The sequence below is a fragment of the Embleya sp. NPDC025285 genome, assembly GCF_055558835.1.
Map to the genome: position 1 here is coordinate 57,066 of NZ_JBVHLU010000021.1, position 18,673 is coordinate 75,738.

Consider the following 18,673-nt stretch of genomic DNA (forward strand, 5'->3'; position numbering starts at 1 on the left):
CCTCTGAGAGCCCATACCGTACACGCAATCAGATACGATTTGCGAGTCGATTGGGAGGCAACGGTGCCCCTGCATCCGGAGGCCCAAAAGATCATCGAGCGCACTCGGATCGGCGAATCCGGACCGGCCCCCCTTGCCCTGGACGCCCGGGCCATGCGTGCCGGCTTCGCCCGCACCTGGTCGATGCCGGAGCGACTGCCGACCGTGGGATCGGTCCGCGACGCCACCGTCCCCGGACCCGCCGGAGACATCCCGGTCCGGATCTACGCTCCCGAAGGCCCCGGCCCCTTCCCGGTCCTGGTCTGGTTCCACGGCGGCGGCTGGACCATCGGGTGTCTCGACGAGAACGAGTACGCCTGCCGGGCCGTGTGCGCCGGCGCCGAGACCGCGGTGGTCTCGGTCGACTATCGCCTCGCGCCGGAGAATCCGTATCCGGCCGCCGCCGACGACTGCTACGCGGTGGTGGCGTGGCTGCGCGAAAACGGCGAGCGATGGGCGGTGGACGGTACGCGGATCGCGGTCGGCGGGGAGAGCGCGGGCGGCAATCTGGCCGCCGTGGTCGCGCTGAAGAGCCGCGACCTGGGCGGCCCGCCGATCGCACTCCAGGTGCTCGTGTCGCCGGTGGTGGGGCACCCCGACGACGGGCGGCCCTCCTATCGGGAATTCGCCGACGGCTACTTCCTGTCCAAGGCGAGCATGGACTGGTTCTTCACCCAGTACCCACGCGACGCCGCCGACCTTGCCGACCCGTACCTGCTGCCGATCCGTGCCGACGACCTCTCCGCGCTGCCGCCCGCGCTGGTGCTGGGCGCGGAGTACGACGTGCTCCGGGACGAAGGCGAGGACTACGCGCGGGCGTTGAACGACGCCGGCACCACGGCCACCGCGGTGCGCTTCGACGGGCTCATCCACGGCTTCTTCGGACTGCTCGCCACCGACCTCGGCGACGCCGAACGGGCGCACGAACTGGTCGTCGGGGCACTGCGGGACGCGTTCGCGGGGAAGGCGCGGTGAGCGCCCCGGCCGTCCTGCGGCTACGCGACGTGAGCATCGACCGGGACGAGATCCCGGTGGTGCGCGACGTCACGCTGGATGTGGCCCCCGGCGCGGTCACCGTGCTCCTGGGCGCCAACGGTGCGGGCAAGACCACCCTGATGGACGGCATCGCCGGCCTGGTGCGCACCACCACCGGCAGCATCGAACTCGACGACCGCCCCGTGCACAGGCTGCCCGTGCACAAGCGCGCCCGGGCCGGCATCGGCTACGTCGAACAGGCCCGCACCATCTTCCGCACCCTCACCGTCGAACAGAACCTGCTGGTCGCCCGCGCCGGCGGCGGCGACCCGGACACCGTCTACCGGCTCTTCCCCGAACTGGTCCGACGCCGCACCCTGCAGGCCGGCCATCTCTCCGGCGGCGAACAGCAGATGCTCGTGCTCGGCCGCGCCCTGGTCACCGATCCCAAGGTGGTCCTCGTCGACGAGATGTCGCTCGGACTCGCGCCCATGGTGGTGCACCGGCTGATGCGCGTGGTCGGCGAACTCGCGGGTGCGGGACTGGCCGTCCTGCTGATCGAACAGTTCGCCAACCTCGCCCTCGACGTCGGCACACACTCCTACGTGCTGCGCAAGGGCCGCATCGTGCACGACGGACCCTGCGCGGAACTGCGCGGCCGGGCCGAACTCCTGCACGAGTACTACTTCGGCTCGACCACGACGCCGACCACCGACCCGGCCGAGCAGGTCCCGGCCGGCTCCCTCGACAGCCGGATCGGCGGTGCCGCCCGATGAAGCCCGACGCCCGCACGGGGGCCGCCCGCCGCCCGCTCGCCGACACGACACCCACCGCCATGGACCTGCTCGACAAGCGCGGCGCGGCCGTTGCGATCGTGCTCGCGGTCGCGGCCTGCGCGGCGATCCCCAACATCCTGTCGCCCTACTGGCTCTACCTCGCCATCACCAGCGTGATCAGCGCCGTGATCATGCAGAGCTACGGCGTGATCGTCGGCCGCGCCGGCGTCATGTCGTTGTGCCAACTCTCCTTCGCGGCGATCGGCGCCTGGGTGGTGATGCGGCTCAACGTGGCCGACGCACCGGGCGGGCTGCTCGTCTGGCTGGTCCTCGGCGGCCTGGCCGCCGCACCGGTGGGCATGCTGATCGGTCTGCCCGCCCTGCGCGTTCGCGGCGTCAACCTCGCCGTGATCACCTTCGGCGCGGCGGTGTCCACCGACATCGTGCTGGGCGCCAAGCAGTTCCCCGGCACCGAGGAACTCGAGACGGTCGCCCGCCCGGCCGCCTTCGCCACCAACGCGAACTACTTCGTCCTGGTCGTCATCGTCTTCACCGTGATCGCGCTCGCCCTCGCCGTTCTCGACCGGACCCGACTCGGCCGTTCCTGGCTCGAACTGCGGCACTCCGAACGGCTGGCCGCCTCGCACGGCATCTCGGTGGCCCGCAGCAAACTCGCCGCGTTCGCGATCAGCGCGTTCATCGCCGGGATCGGCGGCGGCCTGATGGCCGGTCAACTCGGCCTGGTCGTCTCCGGCAACTTCGCCATGGGCCAATCCGTCACGCTCTTCGCGATCGCCATCCTGATCGGTCCGCATCACCCCGAAGGGGCTCTGATGAGTGGGGTGTTCGGCGCGACCATGGCCACCCTCCTGGAGAAGGTCAAGCTGCCCCAGGACCTGGGCGGGATCATCTTCGGCATCGTGCCGATCCTCGCGCTGCGCAGCGGGATGAGCCAGACCGACTTCACCCGCAACCGCAAACGCCTGGCCAAGGCCCGCAAGGTCGCCGACGCCGATCCCGCGCACGACCACGAACGTGCCGACGCGGCCCCACCACCCGAGCGCACCGTCGGCGCGCCCGCCCGACCCATGGGCACCGAACCCGCCCTGGTCGTCTCGGGCCTGACGGTCCGTTACGGCCCGGTCACCGCCCTGGACGCGGTCGACCTCACCGTCCCCGCCGGCGCCGTGGTGGGCCTGATCGGCCCCAACGGCGCGGGCAAGTCCACCTTCATCTCGGCGGTCGGCGGCTTCCTCGGCCGCACGCCCGGCTCTGTCCGCCTGGACGGGGCGCCCATCGACCGACTCGCCCCGCAGGTACGCGCCGCCAAGGGCCTGCGCCGCACCTTCCAAACCACTTTGATCGCCCCGGAGTTGACCCAGTACGAATACCTCGACATCGGGGCGGGGCGGCGGTTGGGCCGGGCCGAGGCCGACGAACTCCTGGAGTTCTTCGGCTGCCCCGTCGGCGACCTGCCCATCTCGATCGTCGACGCGGGCACCCGCCGCCTGCTCGACGTGGCCGCGGCGATCGCCGCGCGGCCGGCGGTGGCCCTGCTGGACGAGCCGGCCGCGGGCCAGTCCGCCGCAGAATCGCTGCGCCTGGGGGCTCGACTCGCCCAGGTGCCCGAGCGCTACGGCGTGGCCGTCCTGCTGGTCGAGCACGACATGGAACTGGTACGCGTGGCCTGCCGCGAGGTCACCGTCCTGGACTTCGGCAAAGTGATCGCGAGCGGCCGCACCGAGGACGTCCTGCGCGATCCGGCGGTGCTCGCCGCCTACCTCGGCGGCGCGGACACCCCCGACGGCGCGGCCCCCCCGACCGCGATCGTCACCCCCACCGGCTGACTCGCGGGCCGACCACCGGCCCGTCCACCGGCCGACCCGCTCCGACCCGCCCGCACCACCCCCGCGTCGCGCGCTCGCCTTCGCGCCGATCCGGGTTCCCCCGGCATGCCTTCGATCGGATCGACTCCGTACCGATCCACCATGACAAGGACGTTCCCCATGAAGCGTTCCCTCGTGAGCCGGTTGGCCGTGACCGCCGCGCTCGCCCTGGCCGCGACCGCGTGTGCCGGCGACGGCAGCGACGGCGGCTCCACCAGCGGCGCCATCAAGGTCGGCTCGATCAACGGGATCACCGGGCTGTTCCAGACCCCGGAGGTCCCGCAGGCGGTCAAGGCCGTCTTCGACGAGGTCAACGCGGCCGGCGGGATCAACGGCCGCAAGCTGGAGCTGATCAGCAAGGACGACGCGATGAACCCGCAACGTTCCACCGAGAACGAGGTGGAACTCGTACAGTCCAAGGGCGTGGTCGCGCTGGTCGGCTCCTCCAGCGCGGTCGACTGCGGCGTCAACCGCGCCGCGTACAAGAGCGCGAGGATCGTCTCCATCCCGGCCGTCGGCGTCGACCCCGCGTGCTTCAACAGCCCCGACATCGCGCCGGTCAACCCCGGACCGTTCAAGCTGCTCACCGCGATGCTCTACTACGCCTCCGAGACGCTGCACCACGACAAGGTCTGCCTCTACTACACCACCCTGCCCGGCAGCGGCGGCGGGATCAGCGACGCGATCAAGGAGTGGAGCGACCTCACCGGCAAACAACTGGCCGCCAAGGACACCGCCGTCGGCGAGGGCGACCCCACGCCGCACCTGATCGCCGCCAAACAGGCGGGCTGTCAGGCCGTGTTGTACAACGCACAGGTCGGCCCGTGGTTCGCCCAGGCGCAGACCCAGGGCATGAACAACGTCGACTTCATCATGGGCGCGAACAGCTACACCGACGCCAACGCCAAGCTGGTGCCCTCGGGCATGCGGGCCTATGTCGGCACCGAATGGCAGCCGTACACCGACGTGACCCTGCCCGGCAACGGACGCTGGGCGCAACTGATGGACAAACACGGCATCCAGCGCACCGCGTTCAGCCAGGGCGCGGTGATGTCCGCCGACGTGTTCGTCCAGGTGCTCAAGGGCATCAAGGGCGACATCACCCGCAAGTCGGTCACCGAGGCGTTCAAGAAGATGAGCCCGATCGACTACCCGATGGTCGGCTCCCCGTGGGTCTTCGGCCCCGACGACAAGCACAACCCGGTCCAGGGCAGCCGCTTCGTCAAGGCCGTCGACGGCAAGTGGCAGGTGCTGCCCGAGGGCTTCGTCGTGCCCACCAGGAAGAAGTAGCGCGCGCGGTGGTCCGATCCCGGTGCGACCGATCGACCTCGCCGTGACCGCCGCCGACCGCGCACGCGCGGTCGGCGCGGCCGGCGCCTCGGAGCAGGAGGTGCTCGAATGCTGAACTCTGTGATCGCGGGCCTGAGCAGCGGCGGGGGCTACGCGCTGCTGGGACTGTGCGTGGTGCTGACCTATCGCCTGGTCGCCGTGGTGAACTTCGCGATGGCGGCGATCGGCGCGATGGGCGCCTTCACCATGGTCTCGCTGACCGACGACGGACTGAACGTATGGCTCGCGCTGCCGCTCGGGGTCGCGGTCGGCGCGACCTTGTCCGGCATCCTGGGCGCGGTGCTGATCCGCTGGTTCGGGGAGCACAACGAACGCACCAAGGCGGCCGTGACGGTGGCCGTCTACGTCGCGGTGATGGCCGTGGGGCTGCGGCTGTTCGGTGCCACCTCCACCGGCGCGCGCCGCTTCCCGGCGCCCTTCGACGGGGCGCTGTTCCGGATCGGTGACGTGGTGGTCTCGCAGGCCGTGCTGGTCTCGATCGCCTTCGCGGTGGCGATCACCGTCGGAGTCGAACTGCTGCTGCGCAGGACCCTGGTGGGGCTGCGCCTGCAGGCACTGTCGGAACGGCCGGGCACCGCACAGGTGGTCGGCATCTCCGCACCGCGGCTGGCCACCGCGGTGTGGGTGGCCATCGGCGCGCTCACGGCGTTGGTGATCATCCTGGTCGCGCCGCGCCTGGGCGGCGACTTCTCCACGCTGGGCAAGCTGATCGTCACCGCGCTCGCCGTCGCCATGGTCGGCGGGTTCCGCAACCTGCCGCTGACCCTGGCGGGCGGCCTGCTGCTCGGCTGCCTCGAGGGCATGTCCGCCGCGATGAGCGCGGTGCGCGAGTACCGAGGCGTGATCCCGTTCCTGGTGATCCTGGTGCTGCTGTGGTGGCGCAGCCGGCACGAGGTCTGGGATACCGCGCACAGTCGATGACAATGAACCGGAGTTCGCAGATGATCATGGGAACCCGCTCCGCCCCGGACGGCTCCACCCGCGCCGCGGTGCTGCGCGCGCACGACGAACCGCTCACCCTGGAGGACATCGCACTGCCCGAACGCTGCGAGCCGGGCGCGGTGTTGGTCCGGATCGGCTGCGCCACGCTGTGTGCGACCGACGTGCACCTGTGGCGCGGCGCCATGAGTTTTCCCGGCATGTTGCCGATGGTGCTCGGCCACGAGATGACCGGCGTGGTCGAAGTGGTCGGCGTGGGCGCCACCGACGCGCTCGGGCGCACGCTGCGGGTCGGCGATCGCATCGGCTGGTCCGAGTCGACCTGCGGCACGTGCCACGCCTGCACGGTGTTGCGCCGGCCGGTGGGTTGCGTCGATCGGGGCTACGGCTTCCGGCAACGATCGGACCGATGGCCGTACGCCACGGCCGGGTTGGCCGAGTTCGCCTACGTCGGGCCGCGTGCGGAGAAGGTGCTCGTACCCGACGACGTGCCCGACACCTGGGCCGCGTGCGCGGGGTGCGCGGTCAAGACCGTGCTGCACGCGTTCGACCGGGCGGGTGGGGTACGGCCCGGCGCCGAGGTCGTGGTGCAGGGCGCCGGAGCGCTGGGCATCGTGGCCGGCGCGATGGCCAAGGCGAGCGGCGCGCGCACGGTGATCACGATCGGCGGGCCCGAGAACCGGCTGGAACTGGCCCGGGAATTCGGCGCGGACGTGACGATCGGCCTGGACGGCGACGCCGGGGGCCGACGAGAGGAGGTACTGGCCGCCACCCGCGGGCGCGGCGCGGATCTGATCCTGGACCTGGCCGGTGCGCCCGGTGTGGGTGCGGAGGCGGTCGAACTCGCGGCGTTCGGTGCGACGTTCGTGATCGTGGGCAGTACCGGTCCCACCCCGGAGCGGTTGCCGCTGGGGACCGTCATGGGCAAGGAACTCGATGTGGTCGGCTCGCTCAACGGCGACGTGGGCGACTACCACCGGGCCGTCGAGTTCCTGCGCGACTTCCGCGACCGATTCGACTGGGACCGGCTGTTCGCGGCGCCGGTCGGGCTGTCCGGCGCGAGTGCGGCGCTGGCGGCGATGGGTCGGCAGGAGCAGGTCAAGGCCGTGGTGCATCCGTGGCTGCCGTAAGCGTTGTTCGTCGTTCTTCGAGCGCCGGTTCCATCCGCACGCAGTAGTCGTTCCCGAGAGGACCTTCGATGGGTGACATCGACAGCATGACCGTTCCGCGCCGCCGGCTGGGGGTCGAGGGCCCGTACGTGTCCGCGCTTTCCCTGGGGTCGTGGCACACCTACGACCGGATGGACTTCCACGACGCGGTCGACATGGTCTCGCACGCCGTCGAGTTGGGGATCAACCTCTTCGACGTCGCGGTGTACGGGATCCCCGGGCAGAAGCAGGTGTTCACCGACGTGCTGTTCTCGGCGATCGTGCGGGCGGCGGGACTGGCTCGGGAGGAGTACCTGCTGTCCACCAAGGTGTGGCTGGAGGGCTATCCGGCGCGGCCGTTGCGCGAGCAGGTGGAACGGGCGATGTTCCGGGCCGGGACCGAGTACGCCGATCTGGCGATCCTGGGCGATATCCGCGATATCCGCGATATCCGCGATATCCGCGACGACGCGCAAGGCGCTGGGGACGGTGCCGCCGTGGATTTGGAGCAACTCGCCGGTGAGTTGGCCGAGTTGGAGGAGAGCGGGCTGATCGGGCACTGGGGTGTGAACAACTGGTCGGCGCAGGCGATCACCACGATTCGGCGGCACGCGGTGGAGGCGGGTTCGGCCGGTCCGCAGGTCGCGCAACTGAAGTACAGCCCCTGCCGGCGGGCGATCGCGGACGGCGCGCCGTTCGCCGAATTGTTCTCGGCCGGTCTGTCGATGCAGGCGTCCGATGTGTTGGAGGGCGGCATCCTGGCCGGCAAGGTCGCGCCGACGCGGGAGATCGGGCGGGATCCGGGGGGCGTACGGGAGCGGATCATCGCGTCCGCGCCCGGGATCGCGGCGGTGGCGGCGGAACTGGACGCGAGCGCCGCGCAGGTGTGCGTTGCGTTTGCGTTGTCGCATCCGGCCACGGCGAGTGTGTTGTTCGGGGCCACGCGCCGGGAGCAACTGGTGGACAACGTCGGGGGGTTGCGGTTGTTGGATCGGGTCGGGGCCAGTGCGTTGCGGGCTCGGCTGGTGCCGTTCTTTGCGGACGGGGGTGTGGTGGACCCTTCGGGTCCTTGAGGGTTTTGGTGGCTTGGGGTGGCCTCAAGCGCCGGCCGGGCTGGAAGGTGGCCTCAAGCGCCGGCCGGGCTGGTTTGTTGAGGGGTGGCCTCGAGCGCCGGCCCGGCTGAGGGGTGGGCTCGGGGGCCGGCCGGGTTGAGAGGTGGGTTGGGGGTTGGCCGGGCCGGCGGGGTTGTCGGTTGGTTGGGTTGTCAGCGTTCCGTGCCCGTCGGGTTCATTGTGTCGGCGTCGACCCAGGTGGCGGAGAGGGCGGTGCGGAGGTCTTCGGGGTGGCGGGTGAGGAGGTTCAGGGCTTTGAGGTTGTCTTGCCATTGGGATATGCGGCTGGCGCCGAACAGGACCGTGGCGACTGCGGGGTTGGTGAGGCAGAAGGCGATGGCCAGTTGCGCGGGTGTGGCGTCGAATTCGGCGGCCACGCGGGCGATCAGCGGGTACGTGTCGCGGATGCGATCGCGGATGCCGCCGGGGTCGGCGCCGATCTTGCGGTGCGGCCGGAGGTTGCCCGCCAGGATGCCGCCTTCCAGCACGTCGGACGCCTGCATGGCCAGTCCGTCGGCGAACAGTTCGGCGAACGGCTCGCCCTCGGGCACCGCGCGACGCGCCAGGCTGTACTTGAGCTGCGCGAACGTCGGTGGCGTCAGCCCCTCCTCGGCGGCGAACCGCCGGGCCCGCCACACATCCGCGGCCGACCAGTTGTTGACGCCCCACGAGGTGAACCGGCCGGCCGCGATCTGCTCGGCGACGTCGCGGACCACGGCTCGTACGTCCAACTCGCCGAAGAAGTCGCCGACCACGACCAGGTCGGCCCGGTCGGTGCCGATCCGGTCCAGCGAGACCGTCAGTTGCTCGGCGAATCCCTTCCTCGGGTACTCCCACAACCACAGCTTGCCGCACAGCAGATAGTCCTCCCGGGCCACGCCCGCGTCGCGCATCGCCTGCCCGAAGATCAGGTCGGTGCGCGCGTTCTCCGCGTGCGGGCCCATGTCGTAGTGCGCGACGTCGAACAGCTCCACGCCGTGCGCCAATGCGTCGCGGATCAGCGCGACGGCGTCCGAACGGCTCATCCGGTCCCAGGTGTTCCACGAGCCCAGGCCGAGCACGGGCACCTCCGGGCCGTGTGCGCCGAGTCGACGACGGGGCACCGGGCCCGGGCTGCCGGCGGCGGGGGAGAGCACCACGGATCCTCCAAGGGAGCGGAGACGGACACGATCGCCACTGTTGACGGCATCGGTAATCATATAGCATTCCAGATACCAACTTCCTGTCCCGCGAGGAGATCCGATGTCAGTTCCCTCGGACGCCCAGGCCGAGGTCGGCCCCGATCGCATCATCGAAATCGCGATCGCGTACATGGCCGCCAAGCAGCTTTTCGCGGCCAACGAGGCCGGCCTGTTCGAGGCGCTCGCCGACGGGCCCGCGCCGCTCGACGAGCTCGCGACCCGGACCGGACTTCCCGAGCGCACCACGCTGATCCTGGCCGACGCGATGGTCGGCCTCGGGCTGCTGGAGCGCGGCGAGGCGGGATACACCGGCTCGCCCGCGGCCCGGCGCTACCTCGGGGGATCGACATCGGACGTGGATCTGCGCCCGTTCCTGACCTTCCTGGACACCGTCAGTTACCCGCACTGGCTCGGCTTCGCCGAGACCACCCGCACCGCGCGGCCCGCCCCGCTGGATCTGGGCGGCGATCGGCTCGGCGTCTTCCTCGGCGGGGTGATGACGTACAACGCGTTGCATGCCCGCATGCTGGTGGGCGCCTACGACTTCGGCGCGCACCGGCGGGTCCTGGATCTGGGCGGGTTGTCCGGGTCGTTCCTGGCCGAGGCACTGCGTGCGAACCCCGAGCTGAGCGCGACCTTCATGTCCGCCGGCGACCTGGTCGGGCACGCGGAGAACACTCTCGCGGCGGCCGGGGTCGAAGACCGGGTCGAAGTGGTCACCGGCGACCCGCTGACGGACGACGTGCCCACCGGCTTCGACCTGGTGCTCCTCGAACACGTCGTGCACCGCTTCGACGCCGAGCAGAACCGGCGGATCGTGGCCGCGGCGCGCAAGGCGGCGGCTCCCGGGGCCCGGCTGTTGTTGCTGGACTTCTTCCTGGAGCCGAACGGGACGCCGCGGCTGATCGACACCCTGCACGCGGGGGAGTACCTGGTCATCGACGGCACCACGGTGTACCCGCGCGGCGAGGTCGAGGAATGGCTCACGGACGCCGGTTGGCGGCCGGTGGACATACTCGAACTCCCGGGCAGTCCGCGGGTGATCGTGGCGGAGGCCCGATGAGCACCGGACGCGTCGTGGTGGTCACCGGCGGGGCGAGCGGCATCGGCGCGGCCGTCGCGCGCGCCTTCGCCGAGGGCGGCGACCGGGTCGTGATCGCCGATCTCGACGTCGACGCGGCCGAGAAGACAGCCCGGGAGATCGGCGGCGTTCCGATCCCGATGGACATCACCGACCCCGCGTCGGTGGCCGCGGCCCTGGACCGGGTCCTCGCCGAGGTCGGCCCGCTCGCGGTCCTGGTCAACAACGCGGGACTGGTCGCGGGCGGCGGACTGCTCGTCGACCTGCCGATCGAGGTCTTCGACACCGTGGTGGCGGTCAACCTGCGCGGCACCTTCACCGTCACCGCGGCCGCGGCCCGGCTGATGATCGCCGCGGAGGCAGGCGGCGCCATCGTCAACATCAGCTCGATCGGCGCCCGGCAGCCCACCGCGGGACTGGGCCACTACGAGGCCACCAAGGCCGCGGTGGACGCGATCACGCGTACCGGTGCGATCGAACTGGCCCCGCACCGCATCCGGGTCAACGGGATCGCGCCCGGTCCGGTGCACACCCCGATGACCGCCGGCCTGATGTCCGACCCGCAGGCCCGACAGGCGTGGGAGGCGCGGATCCCGCTGGGCCGCATCGCGGTCCCCGAGGACGTCGCGCCGCTCGCGGTGTTCCTGGCCTCGCCGGCGGCCGAGCACATCACCGGCACGATCGTGCCGGTGGACGGCGGTCAACTCCTGGTCTGAGCCCGGCGCCCCCCGATCCCGGCGCCCCCCGATCCCGGCGCCACCCGATCCCGGCGTTACCCGAACCCGGCACCGCAGGGATGCCGGCGCCGCACGAGCGGTACCACGCGACGAAGGGCGGGCTCCCGGAGCCCGCCCTTCGTCGCGTCGCCGAGCCGCTACGGGGTCCCGGTCTTGGCCTGGTGCAGCGCCGCCGCCGTGGCGATCTTGTGGGCGCACGCGGCCTGTTCGATCACCTGTGGGTCGGCGCCGGCGTCGATCAGGTCGAGCAGATGCTCGTGCTCGCGCACCGATGTACGGGCCCGGCCGGGCACGTAGGTGAAGGTCGACCGCCGCATGTGGTCCAGCCGCGCCCACTCCGACTCGAGCAGCGCGTTCAGGTGCCTGTCGGGGCAATGCGCGTAGAGCGAGAAATGAAATCTCCGGTTGAGCGCGGTGAACGCGGTGGGATCGAAGTCCGCCAGCGCCTCGACCATGCGGTCGTTGATCGCGCGGGCCTCGGCGATGTCGGCGGCGCTCATCAGCGGCGCCGAGATCGCGGTCGCGTAACCCTCCAGGCGGGCCAGCACGTTCAGCGAGTGCTCGACCTGCGAACGGTCGAAGACCGCCACCCGGGCCCCGACGTTGCGCACGATCTCCACCAGGCCGTCGGACTGGAGCCGGCGCACCGCCTCGCGCAGCGGAATGGTGCTGACCCCCGCCTCACGGGCGAGCTGGTCGAACACCAGCCGATACCCGGGCCCGTAGGTGCCGTCGAGGATGCGGCCGCGCAGCAGTTCGTAACACATCTCCGATTTCGACGCCTTGGCGGCCTTGCTCGCGGCGGTGGTTGCCTTTGCGGGACTCAACTACGGTCTCCTCAGTCTGGACCGGACACGGTGGCGGGCCGGGACGAGGTGTCCCGGCCCGGCGTCTCCGGCGTGGTCCGGTGGGGGCGGTACGCCGCGGTGGGTCAGCGGTCGAGGACCCGCACAACCAGTTCGCGGAAGAACGGGTTGACCAGAACGCCGTGGTGGTCGCCGGCCATGGCGACCATTCGGGATCCCGGGACCAGGGCGACCAGTTCCTTGGTGCCGTGGACCATCGTGTCGTCGACGCCGACCAGGAACCACGGCGGTGTACCGCCGGCCCACCGCTCGGGTGTGAACGGAGTCCTGCGCAGACCCTCGACACAGGTCACCAACCCGTCCGCGCGCGCACCCTCGGCGCGGATCAGGCCCGCGATCATGCCGGTGAGCGGATCGGCGGGCGGGGCCGCCTCGTCGCGCACCGCCCGGCGCAGCTCCGTGACGTCCACGTCGGCGAACGGCTCGGTCGGGCTCAATCCGCCGAACACGACCCGGCCGATCCGCTTGGGAGCCAGCGCGGCCAGCTCCCAGACCAGTCGGGCGCCGAGCGAGTGTGCGACGACGTCGAACCGGTCCGCGCCGTACGCGTCGACCACGGCCAGCAGGTCCTGAGCCGAGGCGACCGCGTCCACTTCCTCGGCGCTCGTCGGTGCGGGGCTGGCGCCGTGGCCGCGCAGGTCCGGCGCGATCATGGTGCGGCCGGCGTCGAGCAGGGCCTGGACGATGCCCGTCTCCAGCCACGTGCGGCGCGTGCTGGAGCAGAACCCGTGTACGAGCAGCACCGGAGGCTGCTCGGTGCGCTCCGTGCTCGGATAGGTGGTGACGGCGAGGGGCTGCCGCAGGCGCATCCTACTTCTCCACTCGACTATTTCGGATACGATTTCAGATCGTACACCAGGGGCGAATACTCACAGCTGCGACCCGATCCGGAATCCGTCGCCGGTCGCGTCCCGCGCGAACGAGAAACCGTCGGCGCCGACGGTCACTTCCGCCTCGCGGTCCTCCCGCCGGGCGAGCACCGGCTGCGGCCGGCCGGCCAGGTCCAGGACGGGGGAGGCCTCCGCATACCAGGACGGCACCACCGGGTTGCCCCACCAGTCCCGCCGCTGGTTGTCCCGGACGTCCCAGGACAACACCGGGTGGTCAGGGTCCCCCGTGTAGTAGTCGGTCGTGTAGATCTCCACCCGATGCAGATCGGGATCGCGCACGTAGACGTAGAAGGCGTTGGACACCCCGTGCCGCCCGGGACCGCGCTCGATGTGCGTGGACCGGCGCCGCGCGCCGAGCAGATCGCACACGTGCAACACCTGAGCGCGCTCGTGCGTGCCGAACGCGATGTGGTGCAGCCGCGGCCCGTCGCCACCGGTCAGCGCGATGTCGTGCACCGTGTCCTTGCGGTGCAGCCACGAGGCGTACAACGTCTCGTCCTCGCCCCGGATGTCCTCGGTCACCCGAAAACCCAGATCGCGGTAGCAGCGCTCGGCCCGGGCCACATCCGGCACCACGATGTTGAAGTGGTCCAGCCGCGCGATCGCGCCCGCGCCGTGCAGGTCGTAGCGCTGATGCAGGCGCGGCACGTGCTCGGCCTCGTAGAAGAACTCCAGGGGGAACCCCAACGGGTCCAGCACCCGTACGGCGGGCCCGATCCCGCGGGTCGCCCCGGGCGCGCGGCGCTCGACCGGCACCCCCAGCGCCCGGTAGTAGCGCTCGGCGACGTCGACCTCCCGCGGCGCGCGCACCCGATAGGCCAATGCGGCCAGCGCGCCGGCGGCCCCGCGCCGCAGCACCAGTGAATGGTGCAGAAACTCCTCGAAGGCGCGCAGGTACACCGCGTCCTCGTCCTCGTGGGTGACCACCAGGCCCAGCAGGTCGACGTAGAACTCGCGGGACGCGGCCAGGTCGGTGACCACCAACTCGGCGTAGGCGGCGCGAACGATGTCCGGACAGCGCGGGGTCGCCGGGTCGGGGGCAGGCACGCCGGGGCGGGCGGTGGGTGCGGGTGGAACGGCGGGAGTTGGCATCGGACTCTCCTCCTGTTCGAGGCGCCGGACCCGGCCGGCGCGATCGGCCCCGGTCGCCCGGGCCCGATCCGGAAACTAGCGCTCCGCCCCCGGCCGGGGCCATGGTCGAGCGCGGACGGGGATCCGGCGGGCACGGACCGGACACCCGGCCGGCGTCCCGGGTTCACGCGGCGCCGAAACGGGCGGTGTGCAGCGGTGCCATGGCCACGTGGACGGCCTGCTGTGACGTGTAGAAGTCGATCGAGCGGTAGCCGCCCTCGTGACCGAGCCCCGAGGCCTTGATCCCGCCGAACGGCGTGCGCAGATCGCGGACGTTGTGCGAGTTGATCCACACCATGCCGGACTCGACGCTCTGCGCCACCCGGTGCGCCCGGCGGATGTCGTTGGTCCACACGTAGCCGGCCAGTCCGTAGCGGACCGCGTTGGCCAACTCGATCGCCTCCGCCTCGTCCGCGAAGGGGGTCAGCGCCACCACCGGTCCGAAGATCTCCTCCTGGAAGATCCGCGCGTCCGGCGGCACGTCGCAAAAGACGGTCGGCGCGAGGTAGTTCCCGGTCGGCAGGTGCGCGGGCCGGGCGCCGCCCGCGACCAGCCGCGCCTCGCGCCGGCCGATCTCCACGTACGCCAACACCCGTTCGTAGTGCTCGGGGTGCACCAGCGCGCCCACCTCGGTGGCCGGATCCTGCGGCGGCCCGACCACGATCCGCTCGGCTCGCGCGGCGAACCGCTCGACGAACTCGGCGTACACCCCCTGCTCGACCAGGATCCGCGAACCGGCGGTGCAGCGTTCGCCGTTGAGTGAGAACACCCCGAAGAGCGCGGCGTCGATCGCGTCGTCCAGGTCGGCGTCGGCGAACACGATCACCGGTGACTTGCCGCCGAGTTCCATCGACAGCCCCTTGAGGTGCCGGGCGGCGGAGCGGAAGATGCTCTGCCCGGTGGTGGTCTCGCCGGTGAACGAGATCAGCGGCACGTGCGGATGTTCGACCAGGGCCGCGCCCGCCTGCTCGCCGAATCCGCCGACCAGGTTGAACACGCCCTGCGGCAGGCCCGCCTCGGTGAGGATGTCCGCCCACAACGAAGCCGACAGCGGGGTGAACTCGGCCGGCTTGAGCACCACCGTGCAGCCGGCCGCCAGGGCCGGCGCCAGCTTCCACGACTCGAGCATGAACGGCGTGTTCCACGGCGTGATCAGCCCGGCGACCCCGATCGGGCGGCGATTGACGTAGTTGAGCTGGCGGCCCGGCACCTGGTAGGCCTCGTCGGTCTGACCGACGATCAGGTCCGCGAAGAAGCGGAAGTTCTCCGCGGCGCGCTGCGCCTGACCCAGCGCCTGGGTGATCGGCAGACCGGTGTCGAAGGTCTCCAACTCGGCCAGCCGGGCGTCCCGACGCTCCACCTCGTCGGCGATGCGACGGAGCACCCTGGCCCGCTCCTTGGCCTGCGTCCCGGGCCACGGACCCGAGGTGAAGGCGCGCCGGGCGGCCCGCACCGCGGCGTCCACGTCGGCCGCCTTGCCCGCCGCCGCGGTGGCGTAGGGCAGGTTGGAGGCGGGGGCGCAGACCTCGAAGGTGGCGCCGTCCAGCGAGTCCACGTGTCGGCCGTCGATGAAATGACGCAACCGTGTGGGCAGCGCGGCGGGTACCCCGGAGTGCTCGACGGGAGTCGTCGTCGTGGAACTCATAGTGCTTCTTCTCCAAGGGCGGGGTCGGTCAGCAGGTGGAGCCGGCTCTGTGCGAGGGCGGTCACGTCCGCCCGGCCCCGCTCGGACAGCGGCAGCAGCGGCGGACGCACGAAGTCGGAGCCGATCAGGCCGCGTCGGTGCATCAGCCACTTGGCCGGCGCCGGGTTGGTCTCCACGAACAGCAGGTCCACCAGGGGATGGAGGGCGTAGTGCAACTCGCGGGCTCGGCCCAGGTCGCCCTCCTGGTAGGCCTCGTACATCCGCGCGACCGCGGCCGGTGCGATGTTGGCCAGCGCGGAGACGAAGCCCGCGCCGCCCAGGACCAGTACCGGCAGGCACAACAGTTCGATGCCGGACCAGACCAGCAGTTCGGGACCGGCGGCCTCGATCACCCGGGAGAAGTGCTCGAAGTCCCTGGTGGTCTCCTTGACGCCGACGATGTTCTCGTGCGCCCGGAAGAGCCGGGCCACGGTCTGGGGAGCGATCTCCACGGCGGTGCGACCGGGCACGTTGTAGATCACCACGGGCAGGTCCGGGTACTCCCGGGCGACCGTGGAATACCAGGCGAACAGCGCCTCCTGGGTGGGGCGCGCGTAGTACGGGGTGATGATCAGCACCGCGTCGGCGCCGGACTCCCGGGCTATCCCGGTCAGTTCCAGGGTCTCGTCCAGCTTGGTCGATCCGGTGCCCGGCAGGAACGGCACCCGGTCGTCGATCTCGGCGGCGACCGCCCGGATCGCCTCGGCGCGCTCGGCGAGGGTCTGTGCGGACGGCTCGCCGGTGGAGCCGCCGAGCGAGATGCCGTGCGAACCGGCCGCGATCTGCCAGCGGACCAGGCGGCGCAGCGCGGCGGTGTCGACCGCGCCCTCAGGGGTGAAGGGGGTGACCAGCGGGGCGATCGAGCCGCGGATCAGGGACGGATCGGCGCGGTACTTCATCGGTGCTCCTCGCGGGTGGTGGTCGGGATGGTGCTTTCGCGGGCGGCGTCGGCGGGGGTGGTGATGCCTGCCGAGGTGACCGCAGGGCCGGCGGTGGAAATGTCGGCAGGGGGGTCGGCGGCCCACGCGCGGTAGGCGGGCTCCCAGTCCGGCCCGAGCGGGTACAGGCCGGCCAACTCCACGCCGGCGGCCACCTGTTCGGTGATGAAGCGTTCGCGGGACTCCTGCTCCTCGGCGGCCGCGAGGACATCGGCGAGCAGTGTGGGCGGGATCACCACGGCGCCGTCGTCGTCGGCCACCACGATGTCGCCGACCTGTACGGTGGCGCCGCCGCACGCGATGGTGACGTCGGTGTCCCAGGGCACGTGCCGGCGGCCGAGTACGGCGGGATGCGCGGCGGCGGCCAGTACCGGCAGGCCCAGGGCGGCCACGGCGGCGCTGTCCCGGACGGCGCCGTCGGTGACGATGCCCGCCGCACCGAGGGTGCGGGCGCGCAGCGCGAGGATGTCGCCCAGGGTGCCGGCGCCGGCCACGCCGCGGGCCTCCATCACCAGGACCTGGCCCGGTTCCAGCGAGTCGACGGCGCGTTTTTGCGTGTTGAAGCCGCCCCCGTGCTCGGCGAACAGGTCCTTGCGGAACGGGACATAGCGCAGTGTGCGGGCGGTGCCGACCAGGCGGGTCCCCGGGGTGAGGGCGCGGACGCCGTCGATCGAGACGGTGTCGAAGCCGCGGGCGCGCAGTTGCACGCTCAGTGTGGCCACGGCGACTCGGGTGAGCCGGGCCCGCAGGTCGTCGGTGAGGACGGGGGATGTGTCGGCGCCGGCGGGTTCCGCGGGCGGGGCCGGCGCGGGCGGCCCGGCGGGCTTCGGGGGGCGGCGCGGCTCGGTGGACGCGGGCCGGGTGCCGGTGGCGTCGGCCCGGGTGGCCGGGTCGACCCGGGGCGGTGCACCCCACGCCCCGAGTTCCGGGCCGGCGACCACGTCGGTGCGCAGCCTGCCGGTGCTGCGGTCGGGGTCGCGGAGGCTGTCCACCTCGACCTCGACGCGTTGCCCGATCCCGGCCACCGACGCGCCGGCCGGGGTGCCGGTGAGGATCACGTCGCCGACCTCCAGGGTGAGCAGCCGGGACAGGTCCGCGACCAACTCGGCGAAGCCGAAGAGCAGCGTCGAGCTCTCGTCCTCTTGGACCAACTCCCCGTCCAGCCAGGTGCGTACGCGCAGCGCGTCGGGTCTCAACTCGGCCGCGGGCAGCAGGGTCGGCCCCAGCGGGGTGAAGCCGTCGCCGCCCTTGGCCCGGACGTTGGAACCGCCGTCCGCGTAGCGCAGGTCGTACAGGCCCAGGTCGTTCGCGGCGGTCACCCAGCCGACGTGCGCCCATCCGTCGGCGGGCGCGACGCGGTGCGCGGTGCGGCCGATGATCAGCGCGATCTCGCCTTCGAAGCCCAGCAGTTCGACGCCGGCCGGCTGCTCGACGGGGCCGGATCCGGTGAGCGAGCTGCTCGGTTTGAGGAAATACGAGGCATGGTCGGGGACGCGGCCACGCTGACGCGCGCGGGAGCGATAGTTGAGGTGTACGGCCAGCACCTTGCCGGGCCGCCGCCCGGTCGATGCGGTCACCGCGTCGTGTGTCACTCGCCACCCCTTTGCGCCTGGATCAGCGATGCCATCTCGAAACATATATGATTCCGGATAGAATAATAGAGGTGATCTCGGTTGCACTGTCAACCACTGTGGCGGGAACGCTTGTTCGCCCGATCGGCGCGGGAGGAATCGGCGCGACGGTCGGGGAGCGCGCAAGGCGTGCGGTGCGGTGCGAGCCCGGGCGGCGGTGTGCCGGCCGAAGCGGAAGTCCGGTTGAACCGGGCGAAGCGGCGTGGCGGGCCGGCTGAAGCGGCGGGCGTCGCCGGTCACCCGTGACCGCGGCGAGGGCGTGCACGTTCGCATCGCGCGGAGGGCCACGCCGGGGTACCGGGCGGGACG

16 protein-coding genes are annotated in these 18,673 nt (G+C 71.6%); 9 read left to right on the forward strand and 7 right to left on the reverse strand.

Features of this window, described 5'->3' with window-relative positions:
• Positions 1–63 precede the first annotated feature (63 nt).
• The 7 genes from ACZ4FV_RS16540 to ACZ4FV_RS16570 all read left to right on the forward strand — a co-directional run bounded on the left by ACZ4FV_RS16540 (position 64) and on the right by ACZ4FV_RS16570 (position 8,186).
• Complete coding sequence (locus tag ACZ4FV_RS16540; protein ID WP_402237939.1) at positions 64–1,014, forward strand: alpha/beta hydrolase; 951 nt, start codon at positions 64–66, stop codon at positions 1,012–1,014.
• Positions 1,011–1,790 carry an ABC transporter ATP-binding protein gene (locus ACZ4FV_RS16545; RefSeq protein WP_395860840.1) on the forward strand — a complete coding sequence of 260 codons (780 nt, stop codon included), beginning with the start codon at positions 1,011–1,013 and terminating at the stop codon, positions 1,788–1,790. The genes ACZ4FV_RS16540 and ACZ4FV_RS16545 overlap by 4 nt, the downstream gene beginning before the upstream one ends.
• Positions 1,787–3,637 carry a branched-chain amino acid ABC transporter ATP-binding protein/permease gene (locus ACZ4FV_RS16550; protein ID WP_402237941.1) on the forward strand — a complete coding sequence of 617 codons (1,851 nt, stop codon included), beginning with the start codon at positions 1,787–1,789 and terminating at the stop codon, positions 3,635–3,637. The genes ACZ4FV_RS16545 and ACZ4FV_RS16550 overlap by 4 nt, the downstream gene beginning before the upstream one ends.
• A gap of 159 nt (positions 3,638–3,796) precedes the next feature.
• Positions 3,797–4,966 (forward strand): ABC transporter substrate-binding protein, encoded by a 1,170-nt coding sequence (locus tag ACZ4FV_RS16555; RefSeq protein WP_395860836.1) that lies wholly within the window; start codon positions 3,797–3,799, stop codon positions 4,964–4,966.
• Between the two features lie 108 nt (positions 4,967–5,074).
• The gene (locus ACZ4FV_RS16560) at positions 5,075–5,947 is read left to right on the forward strand and encodes a branched-chain amino acid ABC transporter permease (RefSeq protein ID WP_395860834.1); all 873 of its coding nucleotides are present in this window, start codon (positions 5,075–5,077) and stop codon (positions 5,945–5,947) included.
• Between the two features lie 2 nt (positions 5,948–5,949).
• Positions 5,950–7,095 carry a zinc-binding dehydrogenase gene (locus ACZ4FV_RS16565; RefSeq protein WP_395860832.1) on the forward strand — a complete coding sequence of 382 codons (1,146 nt, stop codon included), beginning with the start codon at positions 5,950–5,952 and terminating at the stop codon, positions 7,093–7,095.
• Between the two features lie 68 nt (positions 7,096–7,163).
• Complete coding sequence (locus tag ACZ4FV_RS16570; RefSeq protein ID WP_465322819.1) at positions 7,164–8,186, forward strand: aldo/keto reductase; 1,023 nt, start codon at positions 7,164–7,166, stop codon at positions 8,184–8,186.
• Positions 8,187–8,377: 191 nt separating this feature from the next.
• Here the strand turns inward: ACZ4FV_RS16570 and ACZ4FV_RS16575 are convergent, their stop codons facing one another.
• Complete coding sequence (locus tag ACZ4FV_RS16575) at positions 8,378–9,364, reverse strand: aldo/keto reductase (RefSeq protein WP_465322820.1); 987 nt, start codon at positions 9,362–9,364, stop codon at positions 8,378–8,380.
• Positions 9,365–9,467: 103 nt separating this feature from the next.
• Between ACZ4FV_RS16575 and ACZ4FV_RS16580 the strand changes: the two genes are divergently transcribed.
• Together ACZ4FV_RS16580 and ACZ4FV_RS16585 are read left to right on the forward strand one after the other, a co-directional pair.
• On the forward strand, positions 9,468–10,469 hold the full coding sequence (locus ACZ4FV_RS16580) for a methyltransferase (RefSeq protein WP_395860827.1): 1,002 nt from the start codon (positions 9,468–9,470) through the stop codon (positions 10,467–10,469).
• Positions 10,466–11,203, forward strand: coding sequence for an SDR family NAD(P)-dependent oxidoreductase (locus tag ACZ4FV_RS16585; RefSeq protein ID WP_395860825.1), 738 nt, complete (start codon positions 10,466–10,468; stop codon positions 11,201–11,203). The genes ACZ4FV_RS16580 and ACZ4FV_RS16585 overlap by 4 nt, the downstream gene beginning before the upstream one ends.
• A gap of 158 nt (positions 11,204–11,361) precedes the next feature.
• Here the strand turns inward: ACZ4FV_RS16585 and ACZ4FV_RS16590 are convergent, their stop codons facing one another.
• The 6 genes from ACZ4FV_RS16590 to ACZ4FV_RS16615 all read right to left on the reverse strand — a co-directional run bounded on the left by ACZ4FV_RS16590 (position 11,362) and on the right by ACZ4FV_RS16615 (position 18,310).
• Complete coding sequence (locus tag ACZ4FV_RS16590; protein ID WP_395860823.1) at positions 11,362–12,051, reverse strand: GntR family transcriptional regulator; 690 nt, start codon at positions 12,049–12,051, stop codon at positions 11,362–11,364.
• Positions 12,052–12,155: 104 nt separating this feature from the next.
• Positions 12,156–12,899, reverse strand: a complete 744-nt coding sequence (locus tag ACZ4FV_RS16595) for an alpha/beta fold hydrolase (RefSeq protein WP_402237952.1) — start codon at positions 12,897–12,899, stop codon at positions 12,156–12,158.
• Positions 12,900–12,959: 60 nt separating this feature from the next.
• The gene (gene hpaD / locus ACZ4FV_RS16600) at positions 12,960–14,072 is read right to left on the reverse strand and encodes a 3,4-dihydroxyphenylacetate 2,3-dioxygenase (RefSeq protein WP_395860819.1); all 1,113 of its coding nucleotides are present in this window, start codon (positions 14,070–14,072) and stop codon (positions 12,960–12,962) included.
• Positions 14,073–14,235: 163 nt separating this feature from the next.
• Positions 14,236–15,756: a 5-carboxymethyl-2-hydroxymuconate semialdehyde dehydrogenase gene (gene hpaE, locus ACZ4FV_RS16605; RefSeq protein ID WP_395860818.1), complete on the reverse strand. Its 1,521-nt coding sequence runs from the start codon at positions 15,754–15,756 to the stop codon at positions 14,236–14,238.
• Positions 15,753–16,694, reverse strand: a complete 942-nt coding sequence (dapA, locus tag ACZ4FV_RS16610) for a 4-hydroxy-tetrahydrodipicolinate synthase (RefSeq protein ID WP_395860816.1) — start codon at positions 16,692–16,694, stop codon at positions 15,753–15,755. The genes hpaE and dapA overlap by 4 nt, the downstream gene beginning before the upstream one ends.
• Entirely contained in the window at positions 16,691–18,310 is a 1,620-nt protein-coding gene (locus ACZ4FV_RS16615) for a fumarylacetoacetate hydrolase family protein (RefSeq protein WP_402237955.1), read from the reverse strand. The genes dapA and ACZ4FV_RS16615 overlap by 4 nt, the downstream gene beginning before the upstream one ends.
• Positions 18,311–18,673 lie beyond the last annotated feature (363 nt).